Source organism: Xenorhabdus mauleonii (assembly GCF_900113945.1).
Lineage (GTDB): Bacteria > Pseudomonadota > Gammaproteobacteria > Enterobacterales > Enterobacteriaceae > Xenorhabdus > Xenorhabdus mauleonii.
Map to the genome: position 1 here is coordinate 12148 of NZ_FORG01000017.1, position 18100 is coordinate 30247.

General features: G+C 46.1%; 18 protein-coding genes. 17 read left to right on the top strand and 1 reads right to left on the bottom strand.

Translation table 11 applies throughout. From position 1 onward, the window contains the following. Nucleotides 1-44 precede the first annotated feature (44 nt). The 15 genes from asnC (at nt 45) to glmS (ending at nt 15365) form a co-directional block, all read left to right on the top strand. Nucleotides 45-506, top strand: coding sequence for a transcriptional regulator AsnC (gene asnC, locus BM100_RS15200; RefSeq protein WP_092512439.1), 462 nt, complete (start codon nt 45-47; stop codon nt 504-506). A 91-nt stretch (nt 507-597) separates the two neighbouring features. Next, nucleotides 598-1038 carry an FMN-binding protein MioC gene (mioC, locus tag BM100_RS15205; RefSeq protein WP_092512441.1) on the top strand — a complete coding sequence of 147 codons (441 nt, stop codon included), beginning with the start codon at nt 598-600 and terminating at the stop codon, nt 1036-1038. A 374-nt stretch (nt 1039-1412) separates the two neighbouring features. After that, on the top strand, nt 1413-3302 hold the full coding sequence (gene mnmG / locus BM100_RS15210) for a tRNA uridine-5-carboxymethylaminomethyl(34) synthesis enzyme MnmG (RefSeq protein WP_092512443.1): 1890 nt from the start codon (nt 1413-1415) through the stop codon (nt 3300-3302). Nucleotides 3303-3313: 11 nt separating this feature from the next. Further along, a complete protein-coding gene (gene rsmG, locus BM100_RS15215) occupies nt 3314-3934 on the top strand; it encodes a 16S rRNA (guanine(527)-N(7))-methyltransferase RsmG (protein WP_092512445.1) in 621 nt (206 codons plus the stop codon). A 610-nt stretch (nt 3935-4544) separates the two neighbouring features. After that, nucleotides 4545-4922 carry a F0F1 ATP synthase subunit I gene (atpI, locus tag BM100_RS15220; RefSeq protein ID WP_092512447.1) on the top strand — a complete coding sequence of 126 codons (378 nt, stop codon included), beginning with the start codon at nt 4545-4547 and terminating at the stop codon, nt 4920-4922. A 31-nt stretch (nt 4923-4953) separates the two neighbouring features. Further along, nucleotides 4954-5775: a F0F1 ATP synthase subunit A gene (gene atpB, locus BM100_RS15225; protein ID WP_092512449.1), complete on the top strand. Its 822-nt coding sequence runs from the start codon at nt 4954-4956 to the stop codon at nt 5773-5775. Nucleotides 5776-5821: 46 nt separating this feature from the next. Further along, a complete protein-coding gene (gene atpE / locus BM100_RS15230; protein ID WP_092512451.1) occupies nt 5822-6064 on the top strand; it encodes a F0F1 ATP synthase subunit C in 243 nt (80 codons plus the stop codon). 58 nt (nt 6065-6122) lie between these two features. Next, nucleotides 6123-6593 carry a F0F1 ATP synthase subunit B gene (gene atpF, locus BM100_RS15235; protein ID WP_092512453.1) on the top strand — a complete coding sequence of 157 codons (471 nt, stop codon included), beginning with the start codon at nt 6123-6125 and terminating at the stop codon, nt 6591-6593. 12 nt (nt 6594-6605) lie between these two features. Further along, nucleotides 6606-7139 (top strand): F0F1 ATP synthase subunit delta, encoded by a 534-nt coding sequence (gene atpH / locus BM100_RS15240; RefSeq protein WP_092512455.1) that lies wholly within the window; start codon nt 6606-6608, stop codon nt 7137-7139. 14 nt (nt 7140-7153) lie between these two features. Then, the gene (atpA, locus tag BM100_RS15245; protein WP_092512457.1) at nt 7154-8695 is read left to right on the top strand and encodes a F0F1 ATP synthase subunit alpha; all 1542 of its coding nucleotides are present in this window, start codon (nt 7154-7156) and stop codon (nt 8693-8695) included. Nucleotides 8696-8769: 74 nt separating this feature from the next. Further along, nucleotides 8770-9633, top strand: coding sequence for a F0F1 ATP synthase subunit gamma (gene atpG, locus BM100_RS15250; protein ID WP_038240671.1), 864 nt, complete (start codon nt 8770-8772; stop codon nt 9631-9633). A 34-nt stretch (nt 9634-9667) separates the two neighbouring features. After that, the gene (atpD, locus tag BM100_RS15255; RefSeq protein WP_092512459.1) at nt 9668-11050 is read left to right on the top strand and encodes a F0F1 ATP synthase subunit beta; all 1383 of its coding nucleotides are present in this window, start codon (nt 9668-9670) and stop codon (nt 11048-11050) included. Between the two features lie 21 nt (nt 11051-11071). Beyond that, the gene (locus BM100_RS15260; protein WP_092512461.1) at nt 11072-11494 is read left to right on the top strand and encodes a F0F1 ATP synthase subunit epsilon; all 423 of its coding nucleotides are present in this window, start codon (nt 11072-11074) and stop codon (nt 11492-11494) included. A 198-nt stretch (nt 11495-11692) separates the two neighbouring features. Then, a complete protein-coding gene (gene glmU, locus BM100_RS15265) occupies nt 11693-13078 on the top strand; it encodes a bifunctional UDP-N-acetylglucosamine diphosphorylase/glucosamine-1-phosphate N-acetyltransferase GlmU (protein WP_092512463.1) in 1386 nt (461 codons plus the stop codon). A 457-nt stretch (nt 13079-13535) separates the two neighbouring features. Further along, a complete protein-coding gene (glmS, locus tag BM100_RS15270; RefSeq protein WP_092512465.1) occupies nt 13536-15365 on the top strand; it encodes a glutamine--fructose-6-phosphate transaminase (isomerizing) in 1830 nt (609 codons plus the stop codon). A gap of 475 nt (nt 15366-15840) precedes the next feature. On the opposite strand, the gene BM100_RS15275 is transcribed toward glmS, so the two are convergent. After that, the gene (locus BM100_RS15275) at nt 15841-16710 is read right to left on the bottom strand and encodes an EamA family transporter (RefSeq protein ID WP_420855320.1); all 870 of its coding nucleotides are present in this window, start codon (nt 16708-16710) and stop codon (nt 15841-15843) included. A gap of 74 nt (nt 16711-16784) precedes the next feature. Here BM100_RS15275 and BM100_RS15280 point away from each other — a divergent pair, with 74 nt between their 5' ends. Both BM100_RS15280 and BM100_RS15285 read left to right on the top strand, forming a co-directional pair. Next, on the top strand, nt 16785-17330 hold the full coding sequence (locus BM100_RS15280) for a MarR family winged helix-turn-helix transcriptional regulator (RefSeq protein ID WP_092512467.1): 546 nt from the start codon (nt 16785-16787) through the stop codon (nt 17328-17330). Between the two features lie 319 nt (nt 17331-17649). Continuing rightward, nucleotides 17650-17955: a GNAT family N-acetyltransferase gene (locus tag BM100_RS15285; RefSeq protein ID WP_244590643.1), complete on the top strand. Its 306-nt coding sequence runs from the start codon at nt 17650-17652 to the stop codon at nt 17953-17955. Nucleotides 17956-18100: the final 145 nt, after the last annotated feature.

Genomic DNA, 18100 nt, shown 5'->3' on the forward strand with positions numbered 1-18100 from the left:
TTTACACTATAAAAATGAATATCATTCAAAAATAGGGATTAAAAATGGCAGAAATTTATCAGATCGATAATTTGGACCGTGACATACTTCACGCTTTAATGGAAAACGCACGCACACCTTACGCAGAATTAGCCAAAAAATTTGCCGTCAGCCCGGGCACAATTCACGTTCGTGTAGAAAAAATGAAACAGTCAGGGATCATTACAGGTACTCGGGTTGATATCAGTGCAAAACAGCTGGGGTTCGACGTATGCTGTTTTATCGGTATCATATTGAAAAGCGCCAAAGACTATCCCTCGGCCCTGAAAAAACTCGATATGCTGGATGAAGTGGTTGAGGTTTACTACACCACAGGACATTACAGCATTTTCATTAAGGTCATGTGCCGCTCCATCGAAGCCCTCCAGGATGTACTTATCAACAAGATCCAGACGATTGATGAAATCCAGTCAACGGAGACATTGATCTCTTTGCAAAACCCGATAATGAGGACAATAAAGCCTTAGGGCAGAAAATAAATTAACCACATTATCCACAAGTAGATCCCAATAGATTCACAGCGTACAATAGTTGCTCTTTAATTTAGCAAGGATCATGATGAGCACGATAACCTTAATCAGCGGCAGCACAATGGGTAGCGCCGAATACGTTGCCGAACATATGGCTGAGATCTTAGAAGACAGCGGGTTTTCAACAAAGATGCTTCATGGTCCCACACTGGATGATCTTCCCCTCAAAGGGCTGTGGCTTGTGGTCACTTCAACACACGGAGCTGGGGATCTTCCTGAAAATCTCCAGCCTCTGGCAGATGAACTCACACAGCAGAAACCGGATTTAAGTAATGTCACATTTGGGTCAGTCGGCATAGGCAGTTCCGAATATGACACATTTTGTGGCGCAATAAGATCATTGGAATGTTTGCTGGTGGATCTCGGAGCAAAACGGATCGGTGATCGACTGGAAATAGACATTCAGCAACACGAAATTCCAGAAGATCCAGCCGAAGAATGGGGCAAAGAGTGGGCAAAGTTACTCTGATCCGATTAAAAATATAACGATCAACTGTGGATAACTAATATAAAAAGCAGGGGTTAACCCGTAGTTATCCATTTAATAACCTAAATGCAATCTACCGCCTGTGAATAACTACGCATTTAGATCCCAGCTTATACTGACTTGGATCACGGATCATTCACAGCAAATGATCCTTTACAGCATTATGATCTCTATATGGAAAATCCACTTATCCACAGATGATCATGATCCTAATAAAAGATCTAATAAAGAGATCTTTAAATAAAAAGATCTTCTTTTAATTAACGATGATCTCATCCTACTTGTCTTAAGTAGAAACTTGGGTAGAATTCTCTTCCCAATGCATATGAAGCATTCTCACAATTGAAGGTTCGCACATGTTTTATCCAGAGCACTTTGACGTCATCATTATCGGCGGAGGTCATGCCGGCACTGAAGCTGCAATGGCCGCAGCACGTATGGGGCGTCAAACCTTACTACTGACTCACAATATTGATACTTTGGGCCAGATGTCATGTAATCCAGCCATTGGTGGGATCGGTAAAGGGCATCTGGTAAAAGAGATCGATGCACTTGGTGGTCTGATGGCGAAAGCAACTGATCAGGCCGGTATTCAGTTCAGAACACTCAACGCCAGTAAAGGCCCAGCTGTCAGGGCTACGCGAGCACAAGCGGATCGAGTACTTTACCGACAAGCCGTAAGAACGGCGTTGGAAAATCAGCCTAACCTAATGATCTTCCAACAATCCGTAGAAGATCTCATTGTGGAAAACGACACCGTTACAGGCGTTGTCACACGTATGGGATTAAAATTTAAAGCAAAATCTGTCGTTCTCACAGTAGGAACTTTCCTTGACGGAAAAATCCACATCGGTTTAGAGAACTACAGTGGCGGCCGTGCAGGTGATCCTCCTGCGATCGCATTGTCTCATCGTCTGCGAGAACTGCCTTTACGGGTTTCCCGCTTGAAAACAGGCACACCTCCCCGTATTGATGCGCGATCCATCGATTTCAGCCAGCTTGAACAACAACTGGGTGATAATCCAACGCCTGTATTTTCATTCATGGGCAACATGGATCAACATCCGCACCAGATCCCGTGTTACATCACGCATACCAATGAAAAAACGCATGAAGTGATCCGTAATAACTTGGATCGCAGTCCAATGTATGCGGGGATCATCGAAGGGATCGGCCCTCGTTACTGCCCTTCCATTGAAGACAAGGTCATGCGTTTTGCAGATCGCAATGCACATCAGATCTTCTTGGAACCAGAAGGGTTGACCAGCAACGAAATCTACCCAAATGGGATCTCGACCAGTTTGCCATTTGACGTGCAAATGCAGATTGTTCACTCCATGAAAGGCATGGAAAATGCCCGTATCATTCGTCCTGGTTACGCGATCGAATATGACTTTTTCGATCCGCGCGATTTAAAACAGACGTTGGAAAGCAAATATATCCATGGATTGTTCTTCGCAGGCCAGATCAATGGCACCACCGGATATGAAGAAGCCGCCGCACAGGGATTACTGGCCGGCCTCAATGCTGCCCGCTATGCCAACAATGAAGAAGGTTGGTTCCCACGCCGGGATCAGGCTTATATCGGTGTTCTGGTCGATGATCTATGTACTTTGGGAACGAAAGAACCTTACCGCATGTTTACATCCCGAGCGGAATATCGTTTGATGCTGCGTGAAGACAATGCAGACCTTCGTTTAACCGAGCAAGGTCGTAAGTTGGGATTGGTTGATGATCTTCGTTGGGAACATTACAGCCGCAAAGTTGAAATGATCGAACAAGAACGTCAGCGCTTGCGTAATATCTGGGTACATCCTCATTCTGATAATTTGGTGGATATCAACAAAATGTTAAAAACACCATTATCGAAAGAAGCCAATGGTGAAGATTTGTTGCGCCGCCCGGAAATGAATTATGAATTGCTGACATCATTGCCACGTTTTGCCCCAGGGCTGGCAGAGCCTCAGGCTGCGGATCAAGTTGAAATCCAAGTGAAATACGAAGGTTACATTGCTCGTCAGCACGAAGAAATTGAAAAACAGCTTCGCAATGAAAATACAGCACTACCGGTTGATTTGGATTATCAACAAGTTTCAGGGCTTTCCAATGAAGTTATCGCCAAACTGAATGACCATAAACCAAGTTCTATTGGCCAGGCATCACGTATTTCAGGCATAACACCAGCAGCCATTTCCATTTTGCTGGTATGGTTGAAAAAACAAGGTTTATTGCGTCGCAGCGCCTGAGGAGACGAATTTTGCTAAACAAATTAGAATCGCTTCTGGCGCAAACTGACTTTGAGTTATCACGGGATCAGAAACAAAAGCTCATTGATTACGTTGGCATGCTCAACAAATGGAATAAAGCCTATAACCTGACATCTGTCCGTGATCCAGAGCAGATGCTGGTTCGGCATATCATGGACAGCATCGTCGTTAACCCGTTGCTTAGTGGAACGCGTTTTATTGATGTAGGGACAGGGCCAGGATTACCGGGAGTCCCTCTGGCGATTGTACGGCCTGATTCCCACTTCACTCTGTTGGATAGTTTGGGAAAACGGGTTCGCTTTTTACGTCAAGTTCAGCACGAATTAGATTTACCTAATATCGAGCCTGTGCAGAGCCGGGTTGAAGAGTTTATTCCTGAACCTCCCTTTGATGGGGTTATCAGCCGCGCATTTGCTTCTTTGGAAGACATGCTTTCATGGTGCCATCATCTTCCCAAACCCGTCGAAGGGCGTTTTTACGCCCTGAAAGGAACGTTATCGGAAGATGAAGTCGCTAAGTTACCAGATGGGTTCATGTTAGAAAGCATTTTCCCTTTGACGATCCCAGAATTGAGCGAGCAGCGCCATCTCGTTATTCTTAAGTCAAACTAACTTTGCTATTTGTCAATAAAATTATAAATAATTAGTGACGCCAAACACATATAAAATGTTACGGACGTTACTAATTATTCCTTTTCATTATTTCGGTTTTATTTACTAATAAGTCACAGAAAATCAACTTTATTTTTATATTGATATAATTTTCCTTTTTGACGAAGCCTATCGGTTTTTTTTATAAATAAATTTTAGGGAAAGTGTTCAAAATAAACATTCAACGTTTTTTATCGATATATCAGATAAAACTTTATAGGTATAATATTAATTGTTTGATTTTTTTTAAAAAAATAAAAAGATTTTCATCACATTTTTAATGGTAAAAATAATTAATGATTCTATTTGATGTGATATGCATCACGTTTGATATAGAGGTCGTACCAATAATAGTTGCAGAATATTAAATGGTATTTGTGAGCAATCTAGCACCAAAGTTAGAAAATTAAATAATTATTCACTTTTTCGCTACTTATGGATTGAATTCATTTTGGCTGCCCGTATAATTTGCACGTTTTTGTCACTTGACACTCTTAAGCAAAGCCAGTTTTATACAACATTCAGCAAGACCTGATATGTGATGGTGTACCTCAGGGAGAAAACAAAAGTCATGTCTGTATCCCTTTACAGCGGTAGAACGGCACTGAAACTGTTACTTTTGCAGTTAATGACTTTTGTTATTCTCAGTGTAGCTTTTTGTACCAAAAGTATAGAGTGGGGTGCTTCTGCTTTTGCTGGTGGGTTGGCGTGTTGGTTGCCAAATGCTGCTTTCATGCTGCTTAGCCGTTTTCAAAAAGTGAAAGAAGAAGGTGTTCCAGTACGAATTGCATGGTTTTTCGTGATTAGCGAAGGGGTCAAAGTTATCATTACGATAGCTGTGCTGATAGTCGCTTTAGGGGTGTTCAAGGCGGCATTTGCACCACTTGGTGTGGCCTATTTAGCGGTGCTGATTGTGCAGATCATCGCACCTGCCGTAATGAACGGTTAGCGTTTTTAACAACAAAAGGGTAAAAAGCATCATGTCTGCATCAGGAGAAGTTTCAACTTCAGAGTATATAAGTCACCATCTGAGACATCTTCAGTTGGACTTACGTACTTTTGAGTTGGTCAATCCCAACGCTAGTGGTTATGAGGCGACGTTCTGGACATTGAACATTGACTCGCTTTTTTTCTCCATCGTATTAGGAATGTTATTTCTATTTGTGTTTAGAAGAGTTGCGGTTCGTGCTACTGATGGCGTTCCGGGGAAATTTCAGACCGCAGTAGAAATGATAATCGGCTTTGTTGATAACACTGTTCGTGATATGTATCACGGCAAGAGCAAAGTGATAGCCCCTCTGGCTTTGACTGTGTTCGTCTGGGTGTTACTGATGAACGCATTGGACTTGCTGCCAATCGATTTGATTCCTTTAGCTGGTGAAGCTCTCGGCTTACCTGCTCTGCGTATTGTTCCAACCGCAGATGTCAGTGTTACCTTGTCAATGGCTCTCGGTGTCTTTGTTCTCATTTTGTTCTACAGCGTTAAGATGAAAGGAATTGGTGGTTTTGCGAAGGAGCTGGCATTGCAGCCTTTCAATCATCCACTGTTTATTCCAATTAACTTAATTTTGGAAGGGGTCAGCTTGCTGTCTAAACCTATATCACTCGGTCTGCGACTGTTTGGTAATATGTATGCTGGCGAATTGATCTTTATTCTTATAGCGGCTCTTTTACCGTTTTGGTCACAATGGGCACTTAGCCTGCCATGGGCGATTTTCCACATACTGATTATTACGTTACAAGCCTTTATTTTCATGGTTCTGACGATTGTTTATCTGTCGATGGCATCTGAAGAACATTAATATTTATCAATAATAGTGTTTTAACTGAAACAAACTGGAGACTGTCATGGAAAACCTGAATATGGATCTGCTGTACATAGCTGCCGCTATTCTGATGGGTCTGGCGGCTATTGGTGCTGCGATCGGTATCGGCATCCTCGGAGGTAAATTCCTGGAAGGCGCTGCTCGCCAACCTGATCTGATCCCTCTGCTGCGTACGCAGTTCTTTATCGTCATGGGTCTGGTTGACGCCATCCCAATGATCGCTGTGGGCCTGGGCTTGTTTATGATGTTCGCTGTTGGCGGTTAATAAAACCGTAGAACTGAATATTACGCCAATTCATTAATTGAAATAGAGGTATTGTGCAGTGAATATTAACGCAACAATCCTCGGCCAGGCCATCGCGTTTGTCCTGTTTGTTTTGTTCTGCATGAAGTATGTATGGCCACCGATTATGGCGGCCATTGAAAAACGTCAGAAGGAGATTGCTGACGGTTTGGCTTCGGCAGAGCGTGCCAAAAAGAACCTGGACTTAGCGCAAGCCAATGCGACCGACCAACTGAAAAAAGCGAAAGCGGATGCGCAAGTTATCATTGAGCAAGCTAATAAACAAAAAGCTCAAATCATTGATGACGCAAAAGCAGAAGCTGAGCTGGAGCGTAACAAAATCGTAGCGCAAGCGCAGGCTGAAATTGAAGCTGAACGCAAACGCGCTCGTGAAGAGTTACGTAAGCAGGTTGCGATGCTGGCTATCGCAGGTGCCGAGAAAATCATCGAACGTTCCGTGGATGAAGCTGCTAACAGCGACATCGTTGATAAACTGGTCGCTGAACTGTAAGGAGGGAGGGGCATGTCTGAATTTGCTACGGTAGCTCGCCCCTACGCCAAAGCAGCTTTTGACTTTGCTGTAGAACACCAATCTATTGAACACTGGCAGAATATGCTGGCGTTTGTTGCTGAGGTTACTCGCAATGAGCAGGTTGGTGAGCTGCTTTCCGGTTCATTAGCACCGGAAACGTTAGCCAAAACCTTTATCACTCTTTGTGGTGAGCAGGTTGATGCGCATGCTCAGAACTTTATTCGTGTAATGGCAGAAAATGGTCGCTTGCTGGCATTGCCAGAAGTCCTCCAGCAATTTATCCAATTGCGTGCGTCACTTGAATCAACCATTGATGTTGAAGTGATTTCTGCGACCGAACTGAATGAGCAGCAGCAGGCTAAAATTTCTGCGGCGATGGAAAAACGTCTGTCACGCAAAGTGAAGCTGAATTGCAAAATTGATAAGTCTGTTATTGCCGGCGTAATTATTCGCGCGGGTGACATGGTGATCGATGGCAGTATTCGTGGCCGTCTGGATCGTTTAACAGACGACTTGCAGTCTTAAGGGGACTGGAGCATATGCAACTGAATTCCACCGAAATCAGCGAACTGATCAAACAGCGTATTGCTCAGTTCAATGTCGTGAGCGAAGCTCACAATGAAGGTACGATTGTTTCCGTCAACGACGGTATCATTCGTGTCCACGGTTTAGCCGATGTCATGCAGGGTGAAATGATTGCTCTGCCTGGCAACCGTTACGCAATTGCACTGAACTTGGAGCGCGACTCTGTAGGTGCGGTTGTGATGGGTCCATACGCTGACTTAGCCGAAGGCATGAAAGTTAAGTGTACTGGCCGTATTTTGGAAGTGCCTGTTGGTCGTGGCTTGCTGGGTCGTGTTGTTAACACGCTGGGTGAGCCAATTGACGGCAAAGGTGCTGTTGAGCATGATGGCTTCTCACCTGTTGAAGTGATTGCGCCTGGCGTTATCGATCGTCAATCCGTTGATCAGCCTGTCCAGACCGGTTACAAATCCGTTGATGCCATGATCCCAATTGGTCGTGGTCAGCGTGAGCTGGTCATCGGTGACCGTCAGACGGGTAAAACCGCTCTGGCTATCGATGCTATCATCAACCAGCGTAATTCCGGTATCAAATGTATCTACGTTGCTATTGGTCAGAAAGCTTCTACCATCTCCAACGTAGTTCGTAAACTGGAAGAGCACAACGCACTGGAAAACACCATCGTTGTTGTTGCATCCGCATCAGAATCTGCGGCCCTGCAATACTTGGCGCCATATTCTGGCTGTGCGATGGGTGAATACTTCCGTGATCGTGGTGAAGATGCACTGATTGTTTACGATGACCTGTCTAAACAGGCTGTTGCGTACCGTCAGATTTCTCTGTTGCTGCGTCGTCCGCCTGGACGTGAAGCATTCCCTGGTGACGTTTTCTATCTCCACTCCCGTCTGCTGGAGCGTGCTGCGCGTGTTAACGCTGAATACGTTGAAAAATTCACTAATGGTGAAGTGAAAGGCCAAACGGGTTCTCTGACTGCATTGCCAATCATTGAAACTCAGGCTGGTGACGTTTCTGCATTCGTACCGACAAACGTTATCTCCATTACTGATGGTCAGATTTTCCTTGAATCTTCTCTGTTCAACTCCGGTATCCGCCCAGCGGTTAACCCAGGGATTTCCGTATCCCGTGTAGGTGGTGCTGCACAGACTAAGATCATCAAGAAACTGTCTGGTGGTATCCGTACCGCTCTGGCTCAGTATCGTGAACTGGCGGCGTTCTCTCAGTTTGCTTCCGATCTGGATGATGCAACGCGTAAGCAGTTGGATCATGGTCAGAAAGTCACTGAGCTGTTGAAACAGAAACAATATCAGCCAATGTCCGTTGCGCTGCAGGCTCTGTCTCTGTTTTCTGCTGAGCGCGGTTATCTGGAAGATATCGAAATCGCGAAAGTGGTCAGTTTCGAAGCTGCTCTGTTGGCGTATGCTAACCGTGAACATGCTGATCTTCTGAAAGAGATTGACCAGTCTGGTGATTACAACGGAGAGATTGAAGCTAAGCTGAAAGCTCTGTTGGAATCCTTCAAGGCGACTCAGTCCTGGTAACACTATTCGGCCCAGTTTAATTTTAATTTAATTAAAATAACACGGGCCGTCTGGTTGAATTCGGAGAAGCAGAAATGGCCGGCGCAAAAGAGATACGTACCAAAATCGCCAGTGTGCAAAATACGCAAAAAATCACTAAAGCGATGGAAATGGTCGCCGCGTCCAAAATGCGTAAAACGCAGGATCGCATGGCGGCCAGCCGTCCTTACGCAGAGACCATTCGCAGTGTGATTGGACACCTTGCGTTAGGTAATCTGGAATACAAACATCCATACCTTGAAGAGCGCGAAGTTAAGCGTGTTGGGTACGTGGTTGTTTCGACTGACCGTGGTTTATGTGGCGGTTTGAACATTAACCTGTTCAAAAAATTGCTGATAGAAATGAAAGACTGGTCTGATAAAAACGTCCAAGTTGACTTGGCGCTTGTCGGATCGAAAGGGGTTTCTTTCTTTTCTTCTGTTGGTGGCAACATTGTTGCCCAAGTAACAGGGATGGGAGATAACCCATCATTGTCCGAACTGATCGGGCCAGTCCACGTCATGATGCAAGCATATGACGAAGGGCGTCTGGATAAACTGTATATAGTGACAAACAAGTTCATTAATACAATGTCTCAGGTTCCGACAATTACTCAGTTATTGCCTCTGCCAGCCGGAGACGATGAAACACTGAAGAAGAAGTCCTGGGATTATCTGTATGAACCTGATCCTAGAGCGCTGTTGGATACCCTTCTGCGCCGTTATATAGAATCGCAAGTTTATCAGGGCGTCGTTGAAAACCTGGCTAGTGAACAGGCCGCACGAATGGTAGCGATGAAAGCCGCGACCGATAACGGTGGCAACCTGATCAAAGAGTTGCAGTTGGTTTACAACAAGGCTCGTCAGGCCAGTATCACTCAGGAACTCACCGAAATCGTTTCGGGTGCTTCTGCGGTTTAACAGCTAGGTTTACGAATTACGTAGAGGATTCAAGATGGCTACTGGAAAGATTATCCAGGTAATCGGCGCCGTAGTGGACGTCGAATTCCCTCAGGACAGCGTACCAAAAGTATACGATGCCCTTGAGGTTAAAAACGGTGAAGAAAAACTGGTGCTGGAAGTTCAGCAACAGTTGGGTGGTGGTATCGTTCGTTGTATCGCAATGGGTACTTCTGATGGCCTGCGCCGTAATTTGGAAGTAACAGACTTAGGACATCCAATCGAAGTTCCAGTGGGTAAAGCAACACTGGGCCGTATCATGAACGTATTGGGTGATCCAATTGACATGAAAGGTGATATCGGCGAAGAAGAGCGCTGGTCAATTCACCGTACAGCACCAACCTACGAAGAGTTGTCCAACTCTCAGGAACTGCTGGAAACTGGTATCAAAGTCATGGACTTGATCTGCCCATTCGCTAAGGGTGGTAAAGTCGGTCTGTTCGGTGGTGCGGGTGTAGGTAAAACCGTTAACATGATGGAGCTTATTCGTAACATTGCGATTGAGCACTCAGGTTACTCCGTATTTGCCGGTGTTGGTGAGCGTACCCGTGAAGGTAACGACTTCTACCATGAAATGACCGACTCAAACGTACTGGACAAAGTATCTCTGGTATACGGTCAGATGAATGAGCCACCAGGAAACCGCCTGCGCGTTGCTTTGACTGGTTTGACTATGGCGGAAAAATTCCGTGATGAAGGCCGTGATGTTCTGTTGTTCGTTGACAACATTTACCGTTATACCCTGGCAGGGACAGAAGTATCTGCACTGTTGGGCCGTATGCCATCTGCGGTAGGTTATCAGCCAACACTGGCGGAAGAAATGGGTGCTCTGCAAGAGCGTATCACTTCAACCCATACTGGTTCTATCACTTCCGTACAGGCCGTTTACGTTCCTGCGGATGACTTGACTGACCCATCACCAGCGACAACCTTTGCTCACTTGGATGCAACCGTTGTATTGAGCCGTCAGATCGCATCTTTGGGTATTTACCCTGCGGTTGACCCACTGGATTCAACCAGCCGTCAGCTTGATCCACTGGTTGTTGGTCAAGAGCACTATGATGTGGCTCGTGGCGTTCAGTCTATCCTGCAGCGTTATCAGGAACTGAAAGACATCATCGCTATTCTGGGTATGGATGAACTGTCTGAAGACGATAAACTGGTTGTGGCACGTGCCCGTAAGATCCAGCGCTTCCTGTCTCAGCCATTCTTCGTAGCAGAAGTCTTCACTGGCTCACCAGGTAAATTCGTTTCTCTGAAAGACACCATCCGTGGCTTCAAAGGCATCCTGAACGGTGATTATGACCACCTGCCAGAGCAGGCGTTCTACATGGTTGGTACCATCGAAGAAGCTGTGGAAAAAGCGAAATCGCTTTAATACGGCTGACGGGAGGTTGATATGGCTGCAATGACGTTCTCCCTGAGCGTAGTCAGTGCTGAAAAACATTTGTTTGAAGGACTGGTACAGAAAATTCAGGTGACAGGCAGTGAAGGTGAATTGGGGATCTATCCTCAACACACACCACTGCTTACTGCCATAAAACCGGGCATGATACGTATTGTTAAGCAGTTTGGCGAAGAAGAGTTTATCTACCTGTCTGGTGGTATTCTTGAAGTTCAGTCAAACGGCGTTATCGTACTGGCCGATACAGCGATCCGTGGTAAGGATTTGGACGAAGCTAAAGTGCTTGAAGCCAAGCGCAAGGCGGAAGAACATATCCGTAATTCTCACGGCGATGTTGATTATGCTCAGGCATCTGCTGAATTGTCTAAAGCGATCGCGAAGCTTCGCGTTATCGAACTGACAAAAAAAATGATGTAATAAGTCCCCGATAGATTCAGGTTGCAGGCAATAAAGCGGTAACTTGGAAAAGGGTACAGGCAGTGAGATAAAAAGCCAGTTGGTGAAAGCTAACTGGCTTTTTTGCTTTTCTTGCATTTTTGCGTTGCGAAATATGTGGCAATTTATTTTGCAAACGAGTTTACTTTCATACTTAAAATTGGAATTGTCAGGTTTCTTATGTCTATTAATTCAAACTGTGTCAGTGCTAAAAGTGTTGTTATCCTTGCTGCCGGCAAGGGAACTCGCATGTATTCCTCTCTTCCCAAAGTCCTGCACTTACTTGCTGGTAAGCCGATGGTTCAACATGTCATTGACACTGCAATGGAATTGGGAACCCAACATGTTCATTTGGTCTATGGACATGGTGGTGACTTGATGAAACAAACACTTTCCAATCAAAATTTAAATTGGGTATTGCAGGCTGAGCAGCTTGGTACTGGTCACGCCATGCAGCAGGCAGCACCACATTTTTCCGATGATGAAGATATTCTGATCCTTTACGGTGATGTTCCTTTGATTGCCAAAGATACTTTAGAGCGTCTGATCGAGGTGAAACCAGAAGGTGGTATTGGTTTATTGACTGCTATTTTGGATAACCCAACGGGATACGGCCGTATCATTCGTGAAAATGGTGAAGTAACGGGCATTATCGAACAAAAAGATGCCACTGAAGAGCAGCGTAAAATCAACGAAATCAACACGGGGATTTTGGTCGCGAATGGTGGTGATTTGAAACGCTGGTTATCTAAGTTGGAAAATAATAATGCACAGGGCGAATATTACCTGACCGATATTATCGCACTGGCACACCAAGAAGGCCATCAAATCAAAGCAGTACACCCAAGCCGTTTAAGTGAAATGGAAGGGGTCAACAATCGCCTCCAACTTTCCGCACTGGAGCGCATCTACCAGTCTGAGCAGGCTGAAAAATTATTGTTGGCAGGTGTAATGCTATTAGATCCTGCTCGCTTTGACCTGCGGGGAACACTGGAACATGGCCGTGATGTGGTGATTGACACGAATGTCATTATCGAAGGGCACGTTACACTGGGAAATAATGTTCATATTGGTTCTGGTTGTATTCTGAAAAACTGTGTTATTGGCGATGGCTCGGTAGTGAGTCCTTACACAGTAATCGAAAATTCTGAGCTTTCAACTGAGTGTACAGTAGGGCCTTTTGCACGTTTACGCCCGGGCACTAAACTGGCTGAAAAAGCCCACGTCGGCAATTTTGTTGAAATGAAAAAAGCCTCTCTTGGCAAAGGCTCCAAGGCTGGCCATTTGACGTATCTTGGTGATTCTGAAATTGGCAGCAATGTAAATATCGGTGCAGGAACCATTACCTGCAACTATGATGGTGCTAATAAATTTAAAACCATTATTGGTGATGACGTATTTGTTGGTTCCGATACTCAGCTTGTTGCACCTGTTACAATTGAAAAAGGCGCAACCATTGGTGCTGGAACTACGGTAACAAAAGATGTTGCTGAAAATGATCTGGTTATCAGCCGGGTTAAGCAAACTCATATTAAAAACTGGCCACGACCAGTTAAGAAAAAATAAATAAGATATACCAATAAAAAAATCCCAATAGATTTCAAATTGCAGTGCGGTGGCAAGTGCATGACAAATTCGTCTGGAATAAATTTGTCCCGCCAAAGGCGGATCTCCGGTGAACGATTTTTATTTTTCATTAATCCTCAATAGCATAGCTCGCTATGTGGCTGGAGGAGTGAACGAAGCCAACAAAACTGCGGTTTGAAAAATGAAGGGAATAAATCCCCATCTCTACAAAGCTCGGGGACCGGCAATAGCCGTAATGCTATTTGCTGTAAGACAATCAGGTTGTGCGACATAAAAAGGGCATGAATATCCCAATGGGTTTCAAGTTGCAATGCGGCGGCAAATGAGCAAATCCCCAGAAGCATAGATAACTATGTGACTGAGGTGAACGAATGTAGCCAACAAAGAGGCAGCTTGAAAGACGAAGGGTATGGCCCTGTTTTTAGGAATAAAACACATGTGTGGAATTGTTGGTGCTTGTGCACAACGAGATATTGCAGAAATATTGATCGAAGGTCTTCGTCGTCTGGAGTACCGTGGTTATGACTCTGCGGGTATGGCTGTCATTGACAGTGAAAACCGTATGACTCGCCTGCGCGAAGTCGGCAAAGTACAAATGCTGGCGGATGAAGCAGAGAAACACCCCGTAGTTGGCGGTACAGGGATTGCCCATACCCGTTGGGCGACTCATGGAGAGCCTAATGAGCGTAATGCTCATCCTCATGTTTCTGAACATATCGCCGTTGTACATAACGGCATTATTGAAAACCACGAAGAACTGCGCGAAGAGTTAAAAGCGCGTGGTTACATCTTCTCTTCTGATACAGATACTGAAACCATTGCTCACCTGGTGCATTGGGAACAACAGCAAGGCGGCTCATTGCTGGAAGTGATCCAGCGCGTGATCCCACAATTGCGTGGCGCTTACGGCACCGTCATTATGGATAGCCGTAACCCTGACGTATTGGTGGCTGCACGCTCTGGCAGCCCATTGGTTATTGGTCTGGGTGTCGGGGAAAACTTCCTGGCATCTGACCAACTGGCGTTGCTGCCAGTGACTCGCCGCTTTATCTATCTGGAAGAAGGCGACATTGCAGAAATCACGCGCCGCACTGTTCGCATCTTTGATGTGAATGGAGAAGCTGTTGAGCGTGAGCAGATTGAATCCAACGTCCAGTACGATGCAGGTGACAAAGGTATTTATCGTCATTACATGCAAAAAGAGATTTACGAACAACCGATGGCTATCAAGAGCACATTGGAAGGTCGTTTCAGCAACGGTCAGGTCAATTTGTCAGAGCTGGGCGCGAACGCGGCAGAACTGTTGTCCCAAGTTGAGCACATCCAAATCGTTGCTTGCGGAACCTCTTATAACGCGGGAATGGTTTCACGTTACTGGTTCGAATCATTGGCAGGAATTCCATGTGACGTTGAAATCGCTTCTGAATTCCGTTACCGCAAGCCAGCACGCCGTAAAAACAGCCTGCTGATCACCCTGTCCCAATCTGGTGAAACGGCAGATACCTTGGCTGCTCTGCGCTTATCCAAAGAGTTGGGCTACCTGACTTCGTTGACCATCTGTAACGTCGCGGGTTCCTCTCTGGTACGCGAATCCGAATTTGCCCTGATGACCAAAGCAGGCGCTGAAATCGGCGTAGCCTCTACCAAAGCCTTCACGACTCAGCTCACCGTATTGTTGATGCTGGTGGCTTACATGGGACGTCTGAAAGGCGCTGATGCAACATTGGAGCACGATATTGTTCATGCTCTGCATGCCCTGCCAAGCCGCATTGAAAGCATGTTGTCGAAAGACAAACTGATTGAAGCATTGGCGGAAGACTTCTCAGAAAAGCATCACGCCCTGTTCCTCGGCCGTGGCGATCAATACCCGATCGCAGTTGAAGGCGCGCTGAAACTGAAAGAGATCTCTTACATTCACGCAGAAGCCTATGCTGCGGGCGAATTGAAACACGGTCCGTTGGCACTGATTGACGCGGATATGCCGGTGATCATCGTTGCGCCAAACAACGAACTGCTGGAAAAACTGAAATCCAACATTGAAGAAGTCCGCGCCCGTGGTGGTGAGCTGTACGTCTTCGCTGATCAGGATGCCGGTTTCACCAACAGCGAAAACATGAAGATCATCCCCCTGCCACACGTAGAAGAACTGATCGCCCCGATCTTCTACACCGTTCCCCTGCAATTACTGTCTTATTACGTTGCATTGATCAAAGGCACGGATGTGGATCAGCCGCGTAACTTGGCGAAATCGGTGACGGTGGAATAAGATCGATTTTTAAGGTACTTGCTGTTGTAGGCTGACAAAATAGATCTAAAATAAGAAAAACCCAGCCATGCTTTTTAAAAAGTGTGCTGGGTTTTTTTATGGCTAAATCATATCAGTCACTGTCTGAGCACAAAATTGCCCACAGGATCACAGAAAGGCTGTGCTCAGAGGGTAGGTAACTTTTATCTCCCCTAGTTTTATATTCAGGATGTTCCCTCTTAAGACCGTACCCATCCATCAGCGAAGTCCTGCGTCATGATCCGGGTGTCCATATTGGGTTGAGGTGCACTAGCCAGCTATGAATGCGCAGCCAAAAAGCCACTGAGGCATCCTCCATCTTTTTCTGCCCGAAAGCTGCTGTTTTCAAGCGGGCAATCGAGCTGGAAATGGTTGATGGAAGTTCGAGATTCGATGGCGTGTTGAACAGAATTGGTGATAGCAATCTCCGGAGTTGATTGAAGAAAATAGGCGCTGACTATCGGGTTTTAGCCGTCGTCCACTGCACTGCAAAGACGCTTGCCAGTACGATCAACAACCCGATAAAGGCAAGCCCAGTCATGGACTGCGACAGTAATACCCATCCCAGCACGACGGCAGTCAACGGGCTAAGTAAGCCAAGGGAGGCAACCGCAACTGTCGGTAATCGGGCTATGCCTCGAAACCACAGCGCATAAGCCAGCAACGCGCCTGCCAGACACAAGTAGGTATAAGCCGACCATTGCGAAATTGTCAGTGTGGGTAATGGCGCATCTGTCAGCCATGCGATAGGGGCAAGCATCAACCCGCCAAGAAGCAATTGCCACCCCGTCAGCGCGAGCACTGGCATGTCCAATTGCCACCGACGCGTCAACCAGACACCGGAAGCCATGCACGCGGCACCTGCCAGGGCTGCAATAATCCCGACAGGCTCGAATACCGTCTGAGGCGATACCAGCAAGACAGCCATGCCCAGAACCCCCGCTACCGCAGACCATAAAGTGATGCGTGCAGGCGAACGCCCATCTACTGCCCACGCCAACACCATGACTAGCAGTGGTTGTATGGCACCCAGCACTGCCGCCAAGCCGCCCGGTAGACGATAGGCTGCGACGAACAGCAAAGCCTGAAAAATACCGATATTTAACGCGCTAAGCACCAACAAACGCCACCAGTCTCGATACACGGGCATCCGGCGTGTTAACAAAAGCAGCAACAGACCTGCGGGCAACACCCGGATTAGGGCAGCGGTAAACGGCCTGTCCGGCGGGAGGATTTCTGATGCCACGATGTAGGTGGAGCCCCAAATAGCTGGAGCCAGCGCTGTGAGCACAATGTCGCGCCCATGACGTAATGTAAGTGAGGTCATTATCATTTCCATGAATTTATCTTGAATTCAAGTTAATATAACTGTGAAGATCAATTATCTTGAAGTCAAGACAAATGAAAAATAAATCAAAATCTCGTCAGCCCGACGCGGTAGACGCCATTCTTGAACAGTGGCAACGGGAGCGCCCTGATCTGGACGCTACGCCCATGGGGCCAATTGGACGCATTAAACGGTGTGCGGCGCTACTGGGACAACAACTGGAGGTTGGCTTTGCCAAATCCGGTCTCAGTCTGTGGGAATTCGACATGCTGGCCGCCTTACGACGGGCAGGAGCGCCGTTTTGCCTTAGCCCGACTGAGTTATTTTCAACGCTGATGGTGACATCCGGTACGATGACGCATCGGCTCAAGCGGTTGGAAACCAGAGGGTTCATTGAGCGGGTGCCTAACGCACACGACGCACGCAGCATGCTGGTACAACTCACGCCGCACGGACGGGCACTGATTGATCGTGCTGTCGAAACACATATCGACAATGAACGGGCCATTCTCTCGCGGATACCAACGGGTGTACTGGCTGAGCTGGACGCACATCTTTCGACTTTATTGCAAGCGTTGGAAGGATCCGCTAATCAGGATGACCCTAAAGTCGATGCATAAAGCATGGCATACGAAGGATCGGATCAAAGTATGCCGTTGACTGGAGAGAAAGCCATTTCCCTTGCCGACCATGTCACGATCCGTACTCTCGTGAGTGAAGTCTCCTAAATCCGGTTGTGCAAAACATAACTGGATTTTTTTATGTTTTGTGTGGTGGTTTACAGGATATGTATGGGTTTTGATTTTTATAAATTAATCGTTACGTTCGCAGCAGCCTTAAAAGCAATGTCGCTGACGGAAACTGTGTTTCTAAGGCCTTAATTGATGCACAAACTGGAGAGTTACTTGGTTTATTGGTTATTCGCTGACAAAATCCCGTTTGAGTGGGGTTTTAACAGATTCAATGCCAAGTGACCTTTTTGTTGTTCGTTTGGTCATGCTGGGAGTCTCGGTTAAACATCAAAAGCAAGGATATGGTCATATTTTAATGAGGGAATTTTTAGAGCACGTGATTAAAGTTCATCATGTGATGCCGATTAAGGGAATATTTTTGGACGCTGATCCTGATGCTGTTGCGTTTTATACTTTACTTGGATTTGTTGAATTAGGCATTCCGGCACCGAATGGAACAACACCCATGTTTTTAAAGATTCAGGATTTATTGGCTGCCATAAAATGGCCTTAGATATTAATATCTTGAAGTTGGTCACTGTTACGTTTGTGGGCTTTAATGCTATATTTTACGGTTGGATACATGGTACTTCCTTCAAAAACACAAGGATAAAAATATGGCTCCTTCCCTACAGACAGTTCGCTAAACCGCAACAACG